This is a genomic window from Thermococcus argininiproducens (assembly GCF_023746595.1).
Taxonomy (GTDB): Archaea; Methanobacteriota_B; Thermococci; order Thermococcales; family Thermococcaceae; genus Thermococcus_A; species Thermococcus_A argininiproducens.
In genome coordinates this window covers 1,664,527-1,682,379 of record NZ_CP080572.1, presented here as the reverse complement: position 1 = coordinate 1,682,379, position 17,853 = coordinate 1,664,527, and the positions used below count along the sequence as shown (strand labels likewise).

Here is a 17,853-nt window from a genome sequence, read left to right as displayed (position 1 = left end):
GAATAAAGAAGTTAAATAATTTTGCATTTTTGTTCGAAAAACTTCTCCTTTTAATAGGGAACATATGACATTAAGAATTGTGATATTAGAAGGAATAAAATAGAAAAGTCAGATATCTTTTCCAACGATGAAAATTCTTTTAGTCTTCCCTGGTTTTTGAGGTAAGTTCTTTCTAACCTCTTTCGCTGGAACAGCCTCTATTCTAAGCTCTGATGATTTAGCTTCTTCTACTTCGTATCTCACTGGATTATTTGCCTCATATATCAACTCTCTTATCTCATCTTCTATACCAGCTGGCTTTTCTTCTGTGTATCCTACCCTTATTGTAGCTTTTGGTTTTGGATTTTCTGGAGAGAGTGGGTGATAGATTATCACGAAGTCTATTAGGAAGGGATATCTATGAACTATGTCCATAACCTGGTCTATGTGGAGTTTTGCCCCGGCGAGACTTATTGTGTCCTTTTCTCTTATGACATTTACAATTTTTCCATCAACGACTTTTGCCAAGTCGCCAATCTTGTAGTTAAACAGTGGTAATCCTGTAAGCTCTCCCTCTTTCATGACCTTTGTTATGTAAATTTCATGATATTCTTTGTACTCTTCGTCTTTGGTCTGTTTAAGGACTATTAGAGAGTCTGAAAAGGTGAATGGAGTTACTTTTTTCTTTGTGATTAATCTATATCCAGTTAGCCCATCTTCTGTGCTTGCAAATACATCAAAAATTACTGCATTTGGAAAGTTATCAAGAACTACTTTTGCTAACTCTTTTGTTAGTGTTTCTCCACCCATGATTATGAGCTGAATGTCATTTCTTATATCTTCTGGGAGAGTTAGGCTAAGATTGTACACTGCAGCAGTTAATCCAAATATTCCTGTAGCTTTTATCCCTCTTAGCTCCTTTATTAGTGCATCTCTCATTCGCAGATATTGGATGGGAATTTGATGATACCTAATGTTTGCATCTGAAAATCCTTCAATCGCAAAAACTCCGGATGAAGACGGTAATGGGGCAGTAAACGATGCCATGATAGATCCTTCTAGGTATTCTAGGGCCCAAGAACGAGCTTGACGGCGGTATCTCTTTTTGTCGTCATGTGTAAAAGGTACTCTTTTTGGATCCCCTGTAGTTCCACTTGTTCTCATTACTCCGTGGAAGATTTCCACGTTTTTTATATATGTGGGCCATAGTTTATCTATATTGTACAAATCGTGGGGTGTTATGAAAATTTTGTCAGTAGCTGAAAGTAGGCTTTTGGGGGTCAATTCGTCAATATTTGTCTCTATGAATTTTTCTTTCCAGAATTCTGTAGTTTCGTATGCTTTTTCGGCTGTATATCTCAAATCGTTGGTATTAATATCTCCAAGTACTATCCCTGCCATGGTATCACCCTCTTCAATAACGCAGTTCTAGTATTTAACCATTTAGTTTTTGGACTATAAAGAAAAATTAATAACCTCTGTGTGTAATTTTATACATCATGTTTTCGAAAGTTGCTAGGAGGATTATAAATGTTAAGATATAAGGATATAATCGAGGAGTATGAGAATCCATTAAATATCAGCGAAAAAGAGACAGTAGAGTATCTTCGAAGAGTTTTTGAACATCACTTTGACAGTACTCCCTATTGGAAAAAAATGAAGGGGAAAATAGAGTTAAATCAGATTTTTGAAGGAAGCTTGAATGAGGTTTTTGAGAACATATTTAACGCTAGGTTGGCTGTTGATGAAAATTATTTACGGAATAACTGGCTGGACTTCCTACCAGAAAACTATAGTGGTAGGATTCGTTTTTACCAATCATCAGGTACAACCAGAGAAAGAGCAATTGGGCACTGGGCATATGAGTATCTAAAGCTTCTTGTAAAATATCTAAGAGTTTCATTTGATGAGATTTATGGATTAAATAAAAAATATGATGAAAACCACAGGATGAGAGCAATAGCCCATGGTCCATATGGGTGGTATCAGGAAGAGATAAGTGAACTAGTATGGTCCTATGGTGGTTTGCTCTATTTTATTGGGGTGGAAACTGACGGAATAAAACGGGAACTTGAGGAAAAAAAATTAGAAGATGTATTAAAAGGAAGATTAGCTCCATTGGCAAGATATACTAAAAGGATTTTTGAAAGGGATAAAATCAATACAATTAGAACCGGCCCACAGATGCTTGCTCTTGTTCCAGAGCCAGAAAACATAGAGACCGTAATTTTGAGTGGACTTGGCATTACTGTTAACTCTCTCAAAGAGATTCAAAAAACTTTTAAAAATTCAACTATCATTCCCCTCTACGGGTATTATGCGTTTGGAGACATAATAGGAATGCTTAAAAATAATGAAGTTGTATATTATCCAAATTACCCATTTACTATAGTATTTCCATTAGTTCAAGAAGGGAAGGAATACAGAATAGCTAGATATGGAGAACGGGGAAGAATGGGATTAATAATCGCAAGACCTGAACTCCTTATAGTGAAGATAGAAGATGAGAGCATGAGCAGAGTTCCTCCTGTAGGTCCATTTGGGTGGGATGGATTTGGAAACCCCAAACGTGGCAAGAGGGTGATTTGAATGGTAGATTACTCAATGGTCTCCACTATTCAGGGGATGGTTGTGTTAATAGCAGATCTCTTAGCGTTTACTCTTATTCTGCGTGTTTATCGAAAGACCAAACGTAGATCTGCACTGTTTATTTCATTGGCTTGGTTTTTTGACTTTTTAACAGTAATCAATTACACTGTGTTAAACCCATATGCAATTGGATTTTTCTTGAGTATAGCTTCTGTTTTAATGTTTTGTGGTACCGTAGAACTCTGCAAAGAAGAGGATAGAGGAGTACCGCTTATAAAGATATTACCATTTTCGTTAATAGGCCCACTACTTGCTTTATACTTCATTGGCCTTGAAATTTTAGCAAAAATGGGGATAATTGACATAATAGAAGGTTTTCTTGTAATGGCAGGTTCTCATGCAACTGCTGGAATATTTTTCCTGTTGGCTGGATACTCTATTAGGGGTATAGAGGACATATATGGAAGGAAAGCAAGATACCTTTTTATTGGACTCGTACTTTTTGGAATCCACCTCTTCCCAATTCCAATAATTTACGGTCTTCCTGAACATCTTCAGAAGATATATCCAATAATTGGATACGCTATTTCGGCAGTATTGGTTGTCTCTTTAACAACTCTCACAATAAAACTAACGTATTCTGATGAATTCAGCGAATTGAGAGCATTAGAAGTTCCTCAAATCACAATAGAACCTGGGGTTCTGATAGTGAACAAGGAAAAATATACAATCCTAAAAGAAACGTTAAAAGATATTCCCGTATTGGCATTTGTTAGGGATTTAAAAGAGGTGTCCGATGTTTGGGAACGCTATTTCATAACCACAATCAGTAAAGAGGGCAAAGATAACTTTATCTCCCCAACCAATTTAGAGAGAATGACTGAACTTTCATATAGATATCTGAGAATGATGGAAGAGAAAGGAAGCAGAGGGATCGTGATTTTTGATTGCTTAGAGTATTTGCTGATGTATAATGATTTCAAGAGTGTGATGAAGTTCCTAAATAAAGTAAAAGATTTTGTCATGCACCACAATGGAACTCTTATAATCGTTGCAGAAAAAGATGCTTTTGAAGATCCACAATGGGGCATTTTAACGCGTTTGCTAGAGGAGGCATAATCAACTTGATCTTTATACTCTTTCTATTTTTCTAAAAATTTTTTCTGGGTAAAAGGTCAGAGATGCTTTTGCTTGGGGAATCTCCATTCCTAGAGCCATTCCAAAGCTCATAAGGTCTCTTGGGGATCGGATTTCCCATTTTGATTCAGCAGAAGATGTTAGAAACCTTGGCACTTTGTATTTATTTACGAGTTTCCAGTTCTGTATCATAAACTTTAACAAGGTAGATCTCTCATAGGAACTTTTCCTTAATAATTGGGAAAGAGAAAATCCTATGGCTACATCATTTCTTGATGCAAGTCTCGCAAGAACATGGTCAAGTCCATTATCTCTCCTACCGAATTCAGGGGAGATTATGGCATCAACTTTACTTTCCATAGCAAACCGAGTAACTCTCAAGTTCCCACCTTGGACATAAATTAAAGCTTTTGGGACCCTCCGTTTTACCTCTCGTATTATGGAAGGCTTATCTGTGATAATGAGAAGTGCAACCTTCCCATATTCTTTCTTGAGTTCATTGACTTCATTTTTGAGTTTATCAAAATTTGGGAGAGTTTTTAGAATAAGTTTTTTTGTAAAGACTACCTCATCATACCACTCCTTGGCAAGTTCGTAGGCATCTTTACTCCTTACGTCCATTTCAATAAATTTCATTCACTCAACCACTCCTGAACGGTTTTCATTACCGTTTCTTTTTTCATTGGAAATGCTTTTATCTTTATCTTGATCTGTATAACATCTTCGCCTTCATCAACTTCAGCTTCTCCTAGATATGCTTTTTGTTTGTTGAGGCGAATAAAGAGTGTTCCTGTTTCATCAACTTTCTCTTCAAGGTTTTCAAGGAGGTATTCTTTATCCTCATCATTTAAAAGCTCCGTGAGATGTTTAAGTATTTTTTTAACACTTTTGCTTTTTTTAACTTCGGCATTTATCACCTTGATTGGATTTCCAAAGTAACCTTCCGTTTCGAGTATTTCAAATTCGATGTCTTCTGAAGGAATGTCTTCTGGGAAAAATATTCCCATAGCTTCTAAGACTTTTTCGGGATCTTCAGTTGCGTGGGCAAATGTTGAGACTCTTATATGATGAGCTTGAAGTTTTGACATTGTTTTCACCTCTTGAAGTTTTGTAATAGAAGTTTAAAAGATATCGTAAATTAGGGGATTAAGAAAAGATGAATTAAGGAAGAATGGGGGATCACTTACCCCGTCCTTGGTGAGCCCTAATGCTTGGTCTAATTTTCTCAGCACCCTTACCTTTGTTTCTAAGCCCCCTGCTCTTTTTACCGGCTGAGGTTAGTCCTCTAAAGGCTCTACCCTTGTGGGCCTTTCCAGCAATCCAAGCTATTTTTGGATCGGACTTAATTACTGGGTGGTGTGGATCCACCATAATAATCTCAAACCATCTATACATTCCATCCTCGCCGACCCAATAAGAGTTGAGGACTTCAAGGTTGGGGAACTTTCTCGCAGCTTTCTCTTCAGCAATCCATTGTAAGGATTTCTTTGGTGAGTATCTAACCTGACCCATCTTTGAGGGTTTTCTTCCTCCTCTCCACCTTGGTCTCTTTCGTCCACCTTTTCTCACTCTAACTCTCACAAGAACATAACCTTGCTTTGCTTGATACCCTAAGTTCCTGGCTCTGTCAAGCCTGGTTGGTTTTTCGATTCTAATAATGCTTGGTTCCCTTCTCCACTTAATCATCCTTTGCTTTAAGAGATCTCCCACATAGGTCTTCTTTGGGCTTTTCCAAGCTTCCCTAATGTATTTGTACATTCCCATCCTTTTCACCTCGTTCTTTACTGTTTGTGGTTCTCCGCAGAGCGGAACATCCCGCGGTCTTCACCGCCTAGTCAAGGTGAATAAACAAGGTTGCTTTTTAAAAGTTGCGGAATTGATTGCTAAATCTCAACTTCAAGGATATCTCCCGGATGCTCATATACAAATACGTTTGCTTTTAATGAAACAAAGAAAGGCAGTGCTTCCTTAAATAACTCTATCCTACCAAAGAAATGCATTGGCACGAGCAATTTGGGCTTAAGCTTTTCATGCAGAAAAGACAAGCCACCAAAATCATGACACACTTTACAGAAATCAGCAAATGCAATATCCACTTCCCCCACTTTTGCAGCTATCTCCTCCACACTCGAGCGATATACTTGCAGGATAAGCCTTTGAACTTCCTCTTCCATGCCACTCCGTCTCCAGTCCGCGTTGTCTCCACCATAATATATGATAGCTCCCTTGTACTTTATGAGATAAGCACAGCCAGCATCGCTGCTTGGATATGCTTTTATCTCCAGCCCATCGAAGGCAACAGTTTGATGTGGTTTCAAAAGAACGCAAATATCTCTAGTTGATGGATAAGACTCCAAAATATCTGCCGAAGCTACACATTTGAAGCTCCTCGCATTATCTTTAAATTTCACCATGGAGGGGCTGAAATGATCCCGGTGAGCATGGCTAAATAACATGATGACGTCTCTATTCGAGAGATAATTTTTGATGCTCTCATCACCTTCCTCATTAACCACAAAGTCGCTGTAATCAAAAACTATCACAAACTCTCTCAAATCCAGCACAAAGCAGTTGTGTGATATGTACATGATTTTAATTTTCATAATTAATCACCAGGGAATCTATACAGCATACTTAAAAATAAATCCTATGTACTTTCTTCACCCGCGTTCTATAATAGTGAACAACTACTAAAGTTCTTTTTGTATCCTTCTGCATGTCGCCTCAAAGCATGCTTCGTCAAGGAGAATAATTAAGACAGTTTTTAAAAGTCGTAACTGTATATTTAAAAAGCAAGCTGCAAACTTTGATCTGGTGGTGAGAGTGAAGATAATTCATCAAGATCCTAAAGAGGGTAAAATCAAGGTGAAGGTGGAGACTCTTGATGATCTCTGGCACCTTTATCATATTATTGATGAGAATGATATTGTTTATGCCAAAACTCTCAGGAAGCAAAGCCAGAGAAGTGACTCTTTAAGGCCAGAAAAGGTTCAGGCGATTCCAGTATTTTTAGGAATAAAGGTCGAAAAAATAAACTTTCATAAGTTTGCCAATGCTCTAAGAATAACTGGCCCCATAATTTACAGTTCGAGAGAGGAAGTACCTCTTGGAAAGTACCATACAATAGCGGTTGAGGAGAACAATACGATCACAATTCAGAAAGAGAGATGGAAAAAACACCATATAGAACGCTTAGAGGAAGCAGTAAAAGCTTCTCAAAGGGCACGAGTCATGATTGCTGTGATTGATGAAGGAGAAGCGGATATAGCAGTTGTTAGGGAATACGGCGTTGAGACAATAGCAAATATAGTTCATAACCTTGGGGGAAAGAGGTATAATGCTGATAGAGAGAGTGAAGAAAAGAAGTTTTTCCATGATCTGGCAAAAACTATAATGGAGATAATGAAAAGAGAAAATGTGGAAAAGGCTATTGTGGCTGGGCCAGGCTTTACAAAAGAGAACTTTTACAAGTTTATAAGTGAGAATTATCCAGACTTGGCAAAAAAAGTTGTTATAGAAGACACAAGTGTCACTGGAAGAACCGGAATCTACGAAGTGATTAGAAGAGGAACAGTAGATAAAGTTTATCATGAGAATAGGGTTGCTAGAGAAATTCAGCTTGTAGAGAAAGTGATCGAGGAAATAGCAAAGAATGGTCTTGTTGCATATGGTCTAGGAGAAGTTGAAGAAGCAGCTAACTATGGGGCTATAGAGACACTTCTTGTTCTGGATGAACTCTTAAAAGACGAACTTAAGGAAAAGATAGAAGAAATAATGGAATTTGTGAGAGGGACAAGAGGGAATGTGGTAATAGTGAGCTCTGAACATGAGGGCGGAGAGAAGCTCAAGGCTTTGGGAGGGATTGCTGCGTTATTAAGGTATAAAATAAAGTGACTAATAAATCTCAGCGTATGCATCGCTCTTAAATTCTGGGAATTCTTCTTCTTTTCCTCTTCTAATGAGTATTCTTTCCTTGCTTTCTGTGAACTTTCCAATTCTAAAGGCCTTAATCCCGTGTCTATGAAGTTCTTCGATTAGAGTCTTTGTTTTCTCTTTTGGGGAAATTATTATCAATGTACCTGTAGAGGAGAGCGTTAATGGGTCAACTTTGTAATGATTCACTACTTTTTTAACGAGTGATGGAATATAAATCCTCTCATAATAAACCTTAAATCCCACCCCAGAATTATTGGCAATCTCATGTAATGCTGTCAATCCTCCTTCAGTTGCATCGTGCATACCACGGGCAAATTTTCTTGCTACTAAGGCATCAGGAATTACTGTCTCGAGTCTGTACATCTCCTTCAGAGTATTTATTTCTGATGGAGAAAGTATTTTTCTGAGCTCGTCTCTCTTGAACCATGCGACACCAACTGCAAATTCTATTGCAATACCTTTTGTGATGATGATATCGTCTCCAGCCTTTGCTAATGGAAGTCTTAGTTCATTTTTCTTTACTAATCCCATGGCTGTTGTTGTTGCGGTTATCTCTTTGACGGTATTGTAAACTCCAGTATGGCCACCAAGAATCGATGTGTTATATTTGTTACACTCGTTCTTTAGTGTTTTCATGATGAGTGTTAAATCCTCCTTTGTGGTTTTGGGGGGAAGTAAGAGGTCAACTATTATCCATCTTGGGTTTGCTCCAAAGACGGCCACATCGCTTGATGCAAAATGGTAAGTGAAAAAGCCGAATTTCTCTTTGGGGACTCCCAGAATGGGATCTGTGGCAATAACAAGGTAATTATCGTCGTCATATTCTAGAACAGCGGAATCAAATCCTTCTCTTGGTCCATAGATGATTTTTGTATCGTCTAAAGGTAGGTTTTTGAGGACTATTTCCTTAAGGACCTCACTCCTAATTTTGCCAAGTGGGAGCATTTTGAAAGCCTCCTTCTTGGTTTTAAAAGGAAAGAATTAATTTTTAGCAATCTTAGGCCTATGGCTTAAAAGCCACAACCCCTAGGGCTTCCTCAGCTCGTCTCACTTTTATGAATCCAACTTTCCTTAGTCTTTCCATGACACCTTTTTGCAAGTCTTTTCGCCTGTACTTACCGCCAGGCTTGCCCACATAGTGAAAAACCCTTCCTTTTGGTTTAAGGACTCTAAACAGTTCTTTATAGAACTCCTCACTGTAAAGATGTCCAGCTAGGGAAAATCTAGGAGGGTCATGAATGACTATGTCAAAGGTTTTATCGCTGAATCTCCGGATGATCTCAAATGCATCTCCTTGAATCACTTGAATATTTTGGGAGCTAAAAAGTTCTGAACTCCAGGGGTTTAAATGGGCCAGTTCAATGACATTGGGGTCTTTTTCAATAGTCATCACATAAGCACCACGTTTTGCACTTTCTATAGCTGTATATCCTAATCCCATACAAGTATCTAAAACAAAATCTCCTTCTTGAGGATTTACAGTATCTACTTTACTTCTTGTGTCTTTTAGTGGATTTGTGTCTTTGGTACGGTGCATTCTAATCCCATTTATTTCTATTGTGGGGGGAATTGTTGGAACTAGTTTGTAAAATCCATTGCGAGCTATTGCAGCCTTGTATACATGTCCATCTTTTATGAAATAAACAGTGTTTTCATCTTTTGCTATCTTTTTAAGAACACTCTTTTCAACTTCATCTCCGTTAGGAAATATTACTTTGTTTTCTTTAACCACAACCGTGTGAGTTCTGTTTGTTTTTCTTAAGTCTAAGTTTGCTCTCACTTCACCACTCAGGAGCAGTAGCCTCCTAGCTTCCCTAAAGGTAAGGAAGTATATTTCCTCCATGTTTCTCACAACTTAGAAAAGAAAAGAGAGGTTAAAAAGCTTTTAGTCATCCAACAACTCTCTCAAAAACCCGTTCAAAGTTCTTGAATACGATTGCTTCAATTTCTTTTTTGCTGAAAATATCTTCTAAGGCCCTCACTAATTTAGGGATATCACTTTCATTTTCGAATCCCTTAACTCGTTTTCCACTTTGGTTTCCGAGATAATAAACAAAATCGAATCCAAAGCCTACATATTTATACCCCACTAAATCAACTATGTATTTGAGGTGGTTTATCATTTTCTCGAGCGTTGGGGCTTCGTGGTCTATAAAACTTGGAATCGCATTAATTCCAATTACTCCACCTCTTTCAGCTATTGCTTTTATCTGTTCATCTTTTAAATTCCTTGAGTGTTTGCATAAGGAATATACATTTGAATGCGATGCTATAATGGGAAAAGCTGTTGTTTCAATCACATCCCAAAAGCCATTTTCATTAATGTGGCTGATATCGATGAGTATTCCAAGCTCTTCCGCTTTCCCTAGAACTTCAACTCCAAAGTTTGTGAGCCCTCCTTTAGTTCGTTCAAGAACACCATCACCAATGGCATTTCTAAGATTCCAGGTGAGTGTTAGGACTCTTACACCCAGATTATAAAAGACTTCAAGCAGGTCTAGGCTGTCTTCTATGGGTTCCCCACCTTCTAATCCTAGCCAAAGTGCTACTTTGTTATCTTTAATTGCTTCTTGCATTTCGGTGACATTTGTCACGAAAACAAAACTTGGACTTTCTATAATATCCTTGTGTAGATTATTTATAACCTCAAGTGCATATCTAAGTGCAGTGGCTCTCTTTTCGGGCCTACTCCAGACGGCCATTACTCTAGAGGTTATGTGTCCACTAAAAAATTTGGAGAATTCAGTTTCTAGAACAGCGCTTCTTCCCTTTTTTCGTTCTTCATAAATATAAGTAGGCAAATCTGAATGAACATCAAAAATCATTTTCACCACCATTGTTCCTCAATACTTTATCATTTTCTTGAGTTCAATCAAAGTGGAAAGGCGCGTGTCTTCATCCGGTATCATTTCAGCGAGTTTTAAGGCTCCTTCTATCTCACCACTTTTTAACATACCAATACTGATTTCTCTCATGATTTCTGAACGAACATATGTATCCTCTATTTTCACAGAAAGTTTTAATGCTTTTTCGAAACGTTCTAGGTTTATTAGGAGCCTAACAATGTACTTTAGTAAGTTTGGAGAAAATGTGATTTTGTTGAGATATTTAAGTGCAGAATCTACAATTTGGTTGTAACCGAGAGTTTCATTCTTTTTCATCCAGAGTGCAATTTCTAAAAGACCTATGATCATCTTCTCCTCATCAAATTTTCTGATAACCAGTTTTGTAGCATATACATATTTCCCTTCTCTAACGGCATTTCTGATTTCTGGAAGCCCTACAGTAGTAAGCGTCTTTGCTAGATCGAGTTTTTTCTCAACAGTGGCAGCTTTTGCAGGGACATGGAGCTTCTCAAATAAGTCGTGAGCTCGTTCGTAAAAGGTAATGGCTTCTTGGGAGGGTAGTCTATCTCCAACTCTCTCCATCATATCTCCGAGATCAAGTAGATACTCAGTTTTTTTCACATAGTTAATCTTTAGATTCACTATTATGTCAAAAATCCTTTCAAAGAGTTCAAATGAAAGCTCTACTAATCCAGAGATACCCATATAGTATGCTATCTCCTCTAAAGGCTTTATTCTTATTTCTGGGTTTTTAATTTTCTCTGTTTCTTTTATAGCGTCTTCAAAAAGGCTCATACTGTAATCAACATCTCCCGCCAAGAAATACACTGAGGCAATATCTGCAAGAGCAATTGCTTTTTCTCTTTTGTCCTTTATTTTTTCAGAAAAATATTCCGCATCTTCCAAGAAGCTATATGTTACTGTGGGATCTGTATAAAAAGCTTCCCTGGCCATACTACTTAGAGCTAAGACTTTCTCTAAATTATCTTTTAATTGGCGAACAAGCTCTAAGGCCTCTTCATATCTTTTGTTTTTTACTAGATACACAATGTCTTCAATTTTGACCATGGTTACCAAAAATTATATTTGATAAACAAGTTAATAAACATTGTTGATTTTTATTTGATGGGGAGGCAAAAATGCTCACTCTGTCATTATACAATTCATATGATCCAAAAAAGATTCATGAGGCCCATTTAAGGGCAATTGCTAGGGCAGCACCAATTTGTTATGCTTTTAATTTCCATCTTGCACTTGTGGGGTTCCCATTTGAGAAGAAAAAGCCAGCGGAGATTGCTATGGAGATATCGGAAAATACTACAATAGGGGAAAGTGGTAAGTATCTTCTAGAATTGGCAAAGAGTAATAAGTTCCACGTTCTAGAATTCCCTAAATCGGGCTTTCCTCCGCAGTTTGGTAATGTGGTTGCGACCACGAGAAAACCGGATGAGAACAAAGAAATCTCTTCCCATCAACTTGCCCAACGAGCACTTAGAGGAGAAAGCTTTATGTTAGTTGTAGGTCTCGGGAGACATGGTTTACCGAAGGAAATATTTAAGTTAGCTAGATATCATTTGGATATAACTGATGGAAAAAGAATCAGCCTAGAGACGTGTACGGCAATTGGCTCAATACCAACAAAAATTAGAACACTAATGGAGGCATTGAAATGGCGGAAAGGAATTTACTAGGTGGTTGGAAGGCCGATGCTGCGTTTTTGCTTATTAGTTTAGTGGTAGTCTTTATGGTGCATAGTGGGTTAAAGGTGGCACTCCACACAGATTCACCCTTAGTCATTGTAATAAGTGGTTCTATGGAACCAACTTTCTATAGGGGGGATGTGGTACTTCTTAAAGGAGTACCCTCTAGTGAAATAAAAGTAGGTGATGTAGTGGTCTATAGGCGTCCATATACAAAGTATCCAATAATTCACAGAGTTAGAAAGATTCTAGAGTACAATGGAAAAAGGTGTTTTGTTATACAAGGAGATAATAACTGGGTCCATGACTTTTATCCTCTTGATATTAATGAGTTCCCATATCTAAAAAGTTATCTTCCACTGGCTGAGGGTGATGTCCTTCCATGTATTCCGGAAGAGGCTATTGAATCAAAAGCTTTGTTAGTATTCCCGAAAATAGGATATCTTCCATTAATCGTAAGGGAAAAGCTTGGTTTAGGATAATGAAATTGAGCAATCAGTTATTAGTAAGTATAAGGGAGGTAGTGGTATGAGATTTATTCCTCTGATTGTTGCAAAGCCTGAGATTCAAATGGCTATGGATGAAGCTATATTAAAGGCAAGAATCGAGGGGAAAGTCGAAGATACTGTCAGGCTCTATATTTTCAAACCGAGTTCCATTACAATAGGTAGATTTCAAAGTGTTGAGTATGATGTAAACTTAGAAAAGTGCAAAGAGTTGGGGATTCCAGTTGTGAGGAGAATAACTGGTGGTGGGAGTGTTTTTCATGATCAATATGGAGAGATAACATATAGTGTTATTATTGGAGAAGACTTTCACGAGAGTTTGAAAAATGTTGATGAAAGTTATAGGTTCCTTGCAAGTCCACTTGTTGAGGCTGTAAAGGAACTTGGTCTTGATAGCAGGTTTTCAGGTTTAAACGATATAGTTGCTAACGGAAAAAAGATAAGCGGGTCTGCTCAAACTAGGAAAAAAGGAGTTATTTTACAACATGGTACATTAATGTATGCTACACGTCTCGATATTCTTGCCTCTGTCCTTAAGGTCTCTCAAAAGAAACTTCAAGATAAAGGCATCACGAGTATATGGGAACGAGTCACAACATTAGAACGAGAGGGACTCAAACTTTCTAGAGAGGAAGTGTATGCCCTTTTGAAAATGAAGTTCTTTGAAAAGTTTCCCCTTAAGGAGGATAAGCTAACTGACTACGAACTGGAACTTGTAGAAGAGCTGATAGAAGAAAAGTATGGCAATGAGGGCTGGAATTTTCAAAGGTAGTGCTCAGCGATCACCTAACCTTCCTCATCCCTCGGTTCGCCCATCAATCATCATTGCATTTTTATATTGGTATCTTTTCTTTTTAAGGGTATGCACTATCTTTTTAAACTCCCTTTAGAAGTGAAATCTGGTGGAGAGAATGGTGGATTTAATCACAGTGGTGGCAGTGATCATTGGTTTTTGGGGGATACTTTATATCATTGGGAAGAATTATCGGGAGGAAAAAGAAGAAGGTCTGCAAATTGATTTTTTTGTTGCTTTATGGAGAACCAAACGTTTTGTGGATTTTATAGATCAAGTGGGTACAAAATTTAGGGGGTTCTGGAAAACTTACTCTACCCTTGCTATAGGGATTGGTTTTATAGGAATGGCATATGTGTTCTATACTCTGTTTAACTTGGCTTTGCAAAGTCTTAAGACGAAAACGGCCACTCCTGGTGTTCAGCTCGTGATTCCAGGGATTACCATCCCCTTGTGGTATGGATTGGTCGGTCTAATTGTAGTTATGTTTGTCCATGAGCTTAGTCACGGATTTGTTGCAAGAGCAGAAGGGTTACCATTAAAATCTGTGGGTCTTGTGCTCTTTTTTGTAATTCCTGGGGCATTTGTTGAACCTGATGAAGAAGCACTCAATAAGGCATCGTTATTGAGTCGATTACGGGTATATGCTGCCGGTTCAATGGGGAATATCGTGGCGGCTTTTACTGCACTCTTGCTGTTGAGTTTTGTCTTGACCCCTATCATACAACCTGCAGGGGTTGAAATCTCGAATTTAGTTCCAGGGAGCCCTGCTCAGAACTATTTACAAAAAGGAGATGTTATAGTTAGTATAGATGGGCAAGAAATCAAGGCTGTAGAAGAGTTTTTTGACATAATGAATAAAACAACTGCTGGTCAAATGATAGAGGTTGGAGTACTTAGAAATGGTAATATGCTAAAATTCAATATTTCCCTCGGTTCACATCCAGATAATCCCAAGAAGGGATATTTAGGGGTTTATCCAGCCCAATACATAACTTCAAGGATAGGATTTGACACCATCATCCTTCCAATCTCTTTCTCTCTGTACTGGATATACATACTTAACTTAGGTATAGGCTTAATGAACCTCTTTCCTATCATACCTTTAGATGGAGGAAAAATGTTGGATGATATTCTCAAGAGTTTCTTACCCTCGAAGATAGCAAAGTCCATCACATATCTTTTTGTGGGTATAGGGCTGTTCCTATTGGCAATTAATCTATTCCCTGCTTTAAGAAACCTATTGGGGTGATTATATGATCCAAATAGCAATAGCTGGTTCAAGTGATTCTCAACCACTCCCAAAAGCTGTTGAAAAGGCAAAAGAGTTTGCTAGGGAATTGGCTAAGTATAAGGATCGTGTTGTTCTACTTACTGGGGGCAGAGGAGGAATAATGGAGATTGTGAGTGAAGAGTTTACAAAACTCGGAGGTATTGTAATAGGAATACTCCCTGAAAAGCAGGAAGGGAACAAGTTTAACACAATTAGGATAAAAACAGGGATGGATTTTGTTGAGAGAAGCGCTATCATACTTAACTCTGCAGATGTCTTGGTAGTTTTGGGAGGAGGAATTGGTACCATGGTAGAAGCATTAATGGCATATGACTACTCAAAGCCTATAGTTATCATAGTGGATACTGGATATGCAAGCGATAGATTAGAGCTTTTGGCCATTGATGGCTATTTTGATCATAAAAAACTTGTAAAGGTTAAGTTTACAAAAAGTGTAAAAGAGGCTGTCACGTTTGCTTTAGAACTCGCTAAATGATTTTTATCTTCCCATTTTCTAGTTTGAAAATACGGGTTGTTGGTTTGAATTTGGGCAATGGGGATTTTCTAATGAACATTTTCTCTTCCACTTGTCCTTCTTGTGAACTGAAGTCTATTTGATATTGACTATAAAGGGAGATCCATGAAAGGAATCTTTGAGAAACACGATCTCTATTAAGAAGAGTTATATTTATTGGTCTTTTCCTTTTTTCATAAATACGGGCGTTTTCCTTTGCTGCAAGATTCTTTTGGAGATTTCGGATTTCAGCTTCCTCTCCTATTAAAAATGCAAAACCATCTGCAGTTACTTGGATTCCAATGGGTCTCTTGTCTTTTATTTGTTTTTCTAACATTCTTCTATAAATTGCCATAAATTTAGGAAGATACGTTTCAGGATCCATTTTTTCATAGAAAACGTATGGTTGTTGATACTCTATTCCGTAGAATGAAGCAAAAATGTCTATAACTCCCAACCTGTTCTTCTCTCCTTCTTCAAAGAGGTCAAATTTTATTCGTTTTAATTCTAGATTGAGCATTGAAAGTGGGACTACTGAGTTTATTATAACTCCAAAGTCCCCTTCCTCTATTCTGTTCCTTAAGATTTCAAAAGCCAGAGTCCATCCTTGCGAATAAGTATCATATGTGATGAGAAGGATACTGTCTTCTATAAGCCCTCCTCCAAGGGTTTCGTCTAATGATGGGATATTTGTTTTTATCAATTCCATGGTAATCACCGCAAAAACTATTGATATAAGTTGGAGTGAAATTTATTTAAACTTTTTTGCTATGAGGAAAGTTTTTTAAGAGGTATTCTTTCTCTGCACTGAGGCGAGTGAAAGATGAAGTGCACAAAATGTGGAAGGGATGCTGTATATTATGCTAAGTATGAAGGTAAGTTTTACTGTCACAAACATTTTAATGAAATGGTCGAGAGCAAAGTAAAGCAAACTGTAAGGAAATATGCTTTGATTAAGAGAGGAGATAGAATAGCAGTTGGCGTGAGTGGTGGGAAAGATAGTGTTGTCTTGCTTCACATTCTCTACAAATTGAGCCAAAAGTTTCCGTTTGAAATAGTTGCGATCACCATAGATGAGGGGATAGAGGGTTATAGGCCCGAGAGTGTTGAGATTGCCAAGAGAAATGCTGAAAAACTTGGAATTGAGCATAGGATTTATTCGTTTAAAGAATATATTGGCTTCTCTCTGGATGAAACTGTCAGTATAATGGGGAGCTTTGAAAAGCGAGAACGTGTGGGGGCCTGTTCTTATTGTGGCGTATGGAGGAGGTGGCTTATAAACTATGCTGCTCAAGATGTAGAAGCCGATAAACTAGCTGTTGGGCACAATCTAGATGATGAAGTACAGATGTTTCTTATGAATATAATGAGAGGAGATGTTGCAAGACTTGGGAGGACTGGCCCATATTATGAGGTGATCCATGAGGGGCTTGTTCCAAGAATAAAACCCCTTAGAGAAGTTCCGGAGAAGGAGATAGTTCTCTATGCAATCTTAAACAATATTGAAGTTGATTTCAGCGAATGTCCGTATGCTATAGAGGCCTTTAGAGCCGAAATAAGGGATTGGGTAAATGAAATGGAGGAGAAACATCCTGGAACCAAGTATCAAATTTTGAGGAGTTATGATAAAATGTTCCCCCTCCTGGCAAAGACTTATGCTCATAGGGACCTTAATCGCTGTAAAATTTGTGGTCAACCTACAACGGGAGAAATTTGTAAAGCATGTAATTTCAGACTTCAAGTTCAACAAAGGCAAAGAAAAAAGAGTAATTTCAAAATGGATTGAATTCTCCATAGATCGGGATTTTAGTGCCACATTTTGGGCATTTATTATCTTTTGTCAGTCGCCATGTTAAAACCCTGTAAGCGGAGCGAATTATAAGTTTCTCTCCACATTTTGGACAGTAAGTAGTTTCGTGTTTAATTGAGCCGATATTTCCAATGTAGACATAGTTTAAGTTGTACTCCCTTTGGGCCACCTCTTTTAACATCAGCAATCTCTCTACAGGGGTTTCTTTCTCCTTCCAGTAATTCATGGGATAATAGCGGTTTATATGGAGAGGAGTGTCTTCTCCAAGCAATTCTGCATGCTTTTTAAAGATCCACCTATAGCACTCTTCAAAATCATTTGTATTCGTCACAGCCAAGTATATCATCTCGACATGAGCTCCTAGCTTTATGGCCTCTCTTGCGTTTCTAAATATCTTTTTATTGTCAATTGTTCCAAGAACCTTCATTTCCGGGCATCCTTTTATGTCAATGCTAAAACCAGAGGCTCCATTTTCAATTAATCTCCTCAGTGCTCTAGGGGTGAAATATCCATTTGTCACAAGGCAGTTATAAAGGCCTTTCTTCTTCCCAAGTGCGAAGAGGTCTAGGAGATAGGTATAGAGCGTGGTAGGTTCATTAAAACTTGCACACAGCCCATTGTCACCTTTTCTCAGGGCTAACTCCACAAGTTCTTCTGGGGAGGTCTCTCTAAGATTTTGCGGTAGGTCAGAAAAACTTAGGTGATAATTTTGACATTTTCTCTCCCAAGCATCTCTCTTCAGGGTGGGAGTAATGTTTGAGAATTTAACC

20 protein-coding genes are annotated in these 17,853 nt (G+C 37.9%); 9 read left to right on the top strand and 11 right to left on the bottom strand.

Features of this window, described 5'->3' with window-relative positions; genetic code table 11:
* Positions 1-108: 108 nt before the first annotated feature.
* Positions 109-1,380, bottom strand: coding sequence for an AMP-binding protein (locus K1720_RS09045; protein WP_251948779.1), 1,272 nt, complete (start codon positions 1,378-1,380; stop codon positions 109-111).
* A 129-nt stretch (positions 1,381-1,509) separates the two neighbouring features.
* Between K1720_RS09045 and K1720_RS09040 the strand changes: the two genes are divergently transcribed.
* Both K1720_RS09040 and K1720_RS09035 read left to right on the top strand, forming a co-directional pair.
* Positions 1,510-2,568 carry a hypothetical protein gene (locus K1720_RS09040; RefSeq protein ID WP_251948778.1) on the top strand — a complete coding sequence of 353 codons (1,059 nt, stop codon included), beginning with the start codon at positions 1,510-1,512 and terminating at the stop codon, positions 2,566-2,568.
* A complete protein-coding gene (locus K1720_RS09035) occupies positions 2,569-3,687 on the top strand; it encodes a DUF835 domain-containing protein (RefSeq protein WP_251948777.1) in 1,119 nt (372 codons plus the stop codon). It begins immediately after the preceding gene.
* A gap of 12 nt (positions 3,688-3,699) precedes the next feature.
* Here the strand turns inward: K1720_RS09035 and K1720_RS09030 are convergent, their stop codons facing one another.
* From K1720_RS09030 to K1720_RS09015, 4 genes are all read right to left on the bottom strand, one after another.
* Positions 3,700-4,341, bottom strand: a complete 642-nt coding sequence (locus K1720_RS09030) for a Ribonuclease P protein component 3 (protein ID WP_251948776.1) — start codon at positions 4,339-4,341, stop codon at positions 3,700-3,702.
* The gene (locus K1720_RS09025) at positions 4,338-4,793 is read right to left on the bottom strand and encodes an RNA-binding protein (RefSeq protein WP_251948775.1); all 456 of its coding nucleotides are present in this window, start codon (positions 4,791-4,793) and stop codon (positions 4,338-4,340) included. The genes K1720_RS09030 and K1720_RS09025 overlap by 4 nt, the downstream gene beginning before the upstream one ends.
* Positions 4,794-4,884: 91 nt before the next feature.
* Positions 4,885-5,469 (bottom strand): 50S ribosomal protein L15e, encoded by a 585-nt coding sequence (locus tag K1720_RS09020; protein WP_251948774.1) that lies wholly within the window; start codon positions 5,467-5,469, stop codon positions 4,885-4,887.
* A gap of 119 nt (positions 5,470-5,588) precedes the next feature.
* Positions 5,589-6,308: an MBL fold metallo-hydrolase gene (locus K1720_RS09015; RefSeq protein ID WP_251948773.1), complete on the bottom strand. Its 720-nt coding sequence runs from the start codon at positions 6,306-6,308 to the stop codon at positions 5,589-5,591.
* A 220-nt stretch (positions 6,309-6,528) separates the two neighbouring features.
* On the opposite strand from K1720_RS09015, the gene K1720_RS09010 reads away from it, so the two are divergent.
* Positions 6,529-7,599, top strand: a complete 1,071-nt coding sequence (locus tag K1720_RS09010; protein WP_251950682.1) for an mRNA surveillance protein pelota — start codon at positions 6,529-6,531, stop codon at positions 7,597-7,599.
* Here the strand turns inward: K1720_RS09010 and K1720_RS09005 are convergent, their stop codons facing one another.
* The 4 genes from K1720_RS09005 to K1720_RS08990 are packed head-to-tail and all read right to left on the bottom strand — an operon-like array spanning position 7,600 to position 11,555.
* A complete protein-coding gene (locus tag K1720_RS09005) occupies positions 7,600-8,586 on the bottom strand; it encodes an AIR synthase family protein (protein WP_251948772.1) in 987 nt (328 codons plus the stop codon). It abuts the gene before it with no gap.
* A gap of 58 nt (positions 8,587-8,644) precedes the next feature.
* A complete protein-coding gene (locus tag K1720_RS09000; protein ID WP_251950679.1) occupies positions 8,645-9,484 on the bottom strand; it encodes a class I SAM-dependent methyltransferase in 840 nt (279 codons plus the stop codon).
* A gap of 46 nt (positions 9,485-9,530) precedes the next feature.
* On the bottom strand, positions 9,531-10,466 hold the full coding sequence (locus K1720_RS08995; RefSeq protein WP_251948770.1) for a dipeptidase: 936 nt from the start codon (positions 10,464-10,466) through the stop codon (positions 9,531-9,533).
* A gap of 18 nt (positions 10,467-10,484) precedes the next feature.
* Positions 10,485-11,555, bottom strand: coding sequence for a hypothetical protein (locus K1720_RS08990; RefSeq protein ID WP_251950677.1), 1,071 nt, complete (start codon positions 11,553-11,555; stop codon positions 10,485-10,487).
* Positions 11,556-11,626: 71 nt separating this feature from the next.
* Between K1720_RS08990 and K1720_RS08985 the strand changes: the two genes are divergently transcribed.
* The 5 genes from K1720_RS08985 (at position 11,627) to K1720_RS08965 (ending at position 15,255) form a co-directional block, all read left to right on the top strand.
* A complete protein-coding gene (locus tag K1720_RS08985; protein WP_251948769.1) occupies positions 11,627-12,178 on the top strand; it encodes a DUF531 domain-containing protein in 552 nt (183 codons plus the stop codon).
* Positions 12,157-12,669, top strand: coding sequence for a signal peptidase I (locus K1720_RS08980; protein WP_055281709.1), 513 nt, complete (start codon positions 12,157-12,159; stop codon positions 12,667-12,669). The genes K1720_RS08985 and K1720_RS08980 overlap by 22 nt, the downstream gene beginning before the upstream one ends.
* A gap of 46 nt (positions 12,670-12,715) precedes the next feature.
* Complete coding sequence (gene lplA, locus K1720_RS08975) at positions 12,716-13,465, top strand: lipoate-protein ligase large subunit (protein ID WP_251948767.1); 750 nt, start codon at positions 12,716-12,718, stop codon at positions 13,463-13,465.
* A gap of 139 nt (positions 13,466-13,604) precedes the next feature.
* A complete protein-coding gene (locus K1720_RS08970) occupies positions 13,605-14,738 on the top strand; it encodes a site-2 protease family protein (RefSeq protein WP_251950675.1) in 1,134 nt (377 codons plus the stop codon).
* A 4-nt stretch (positions 14,739-14,742) separates the two neighbouring features.
* Positions 14,743-15,255, top strand: coding sequence for a TIGR00725 family protein (locus K1720_RS08965; protein WP_251948766.1), 513 nt, complete (start codon positions 14,743-14,745; stop codon positions 15,253-15,255).
* Here the strand turns inward: K1720_RS08965 and K1720_RS08960 are convergent.
* The gene (locus tag K1720_RS08960; RefSeq protein WP_251948764.1) at positions 15,248-15,982 is read right to left on the bottom strand and encodes an RAD55 family ATPase; all 735 of its coding nucleotides are present in this window, start codon (positions 15,980-15,982) and stop codon (positions 15,248-15,250) included. The genes K1720_RS08965 and K1720_RS08960 overlap by 8 nt on opposite strands.
* A 114-nt stretch (positions 15,983-16,096) precedes the next feature.
* On the opposite strand from K1720_RS08960, the gene K1720_RS08955 reads away from it, so the two are divergent.
* The gene (locus K1720_RS08955) at positions 16,097-17,059 is read left to right on the top strand and encodes a TIGR00269 family protein (protein WP_251948762.1); all 963 of its coding nucleotides are present in this window, start codon (positions 16,097-16,099) and stop codon (positions 17,057-17,059) included.
* Here the strand turns inward: K1720_RS08955 and K1720_RS08950 are convergent.
* On the bottom strand, positions 17,046-17,825 hold the full coding sequence (locus tag K1720_RS08950; protein WP_251950673.1) for a radical SAM protein: 780 nt from the start codon (positions 17,823-17,825) through the stop codon (positions 17,046-17,048). The two genes, K1720_RS08955 and K1720_RS08950, sit on opposite strands and share 14 nt — an antisense overlap.
* Positions 17,826-17,853: the final 28 nt, after the last annotated feature.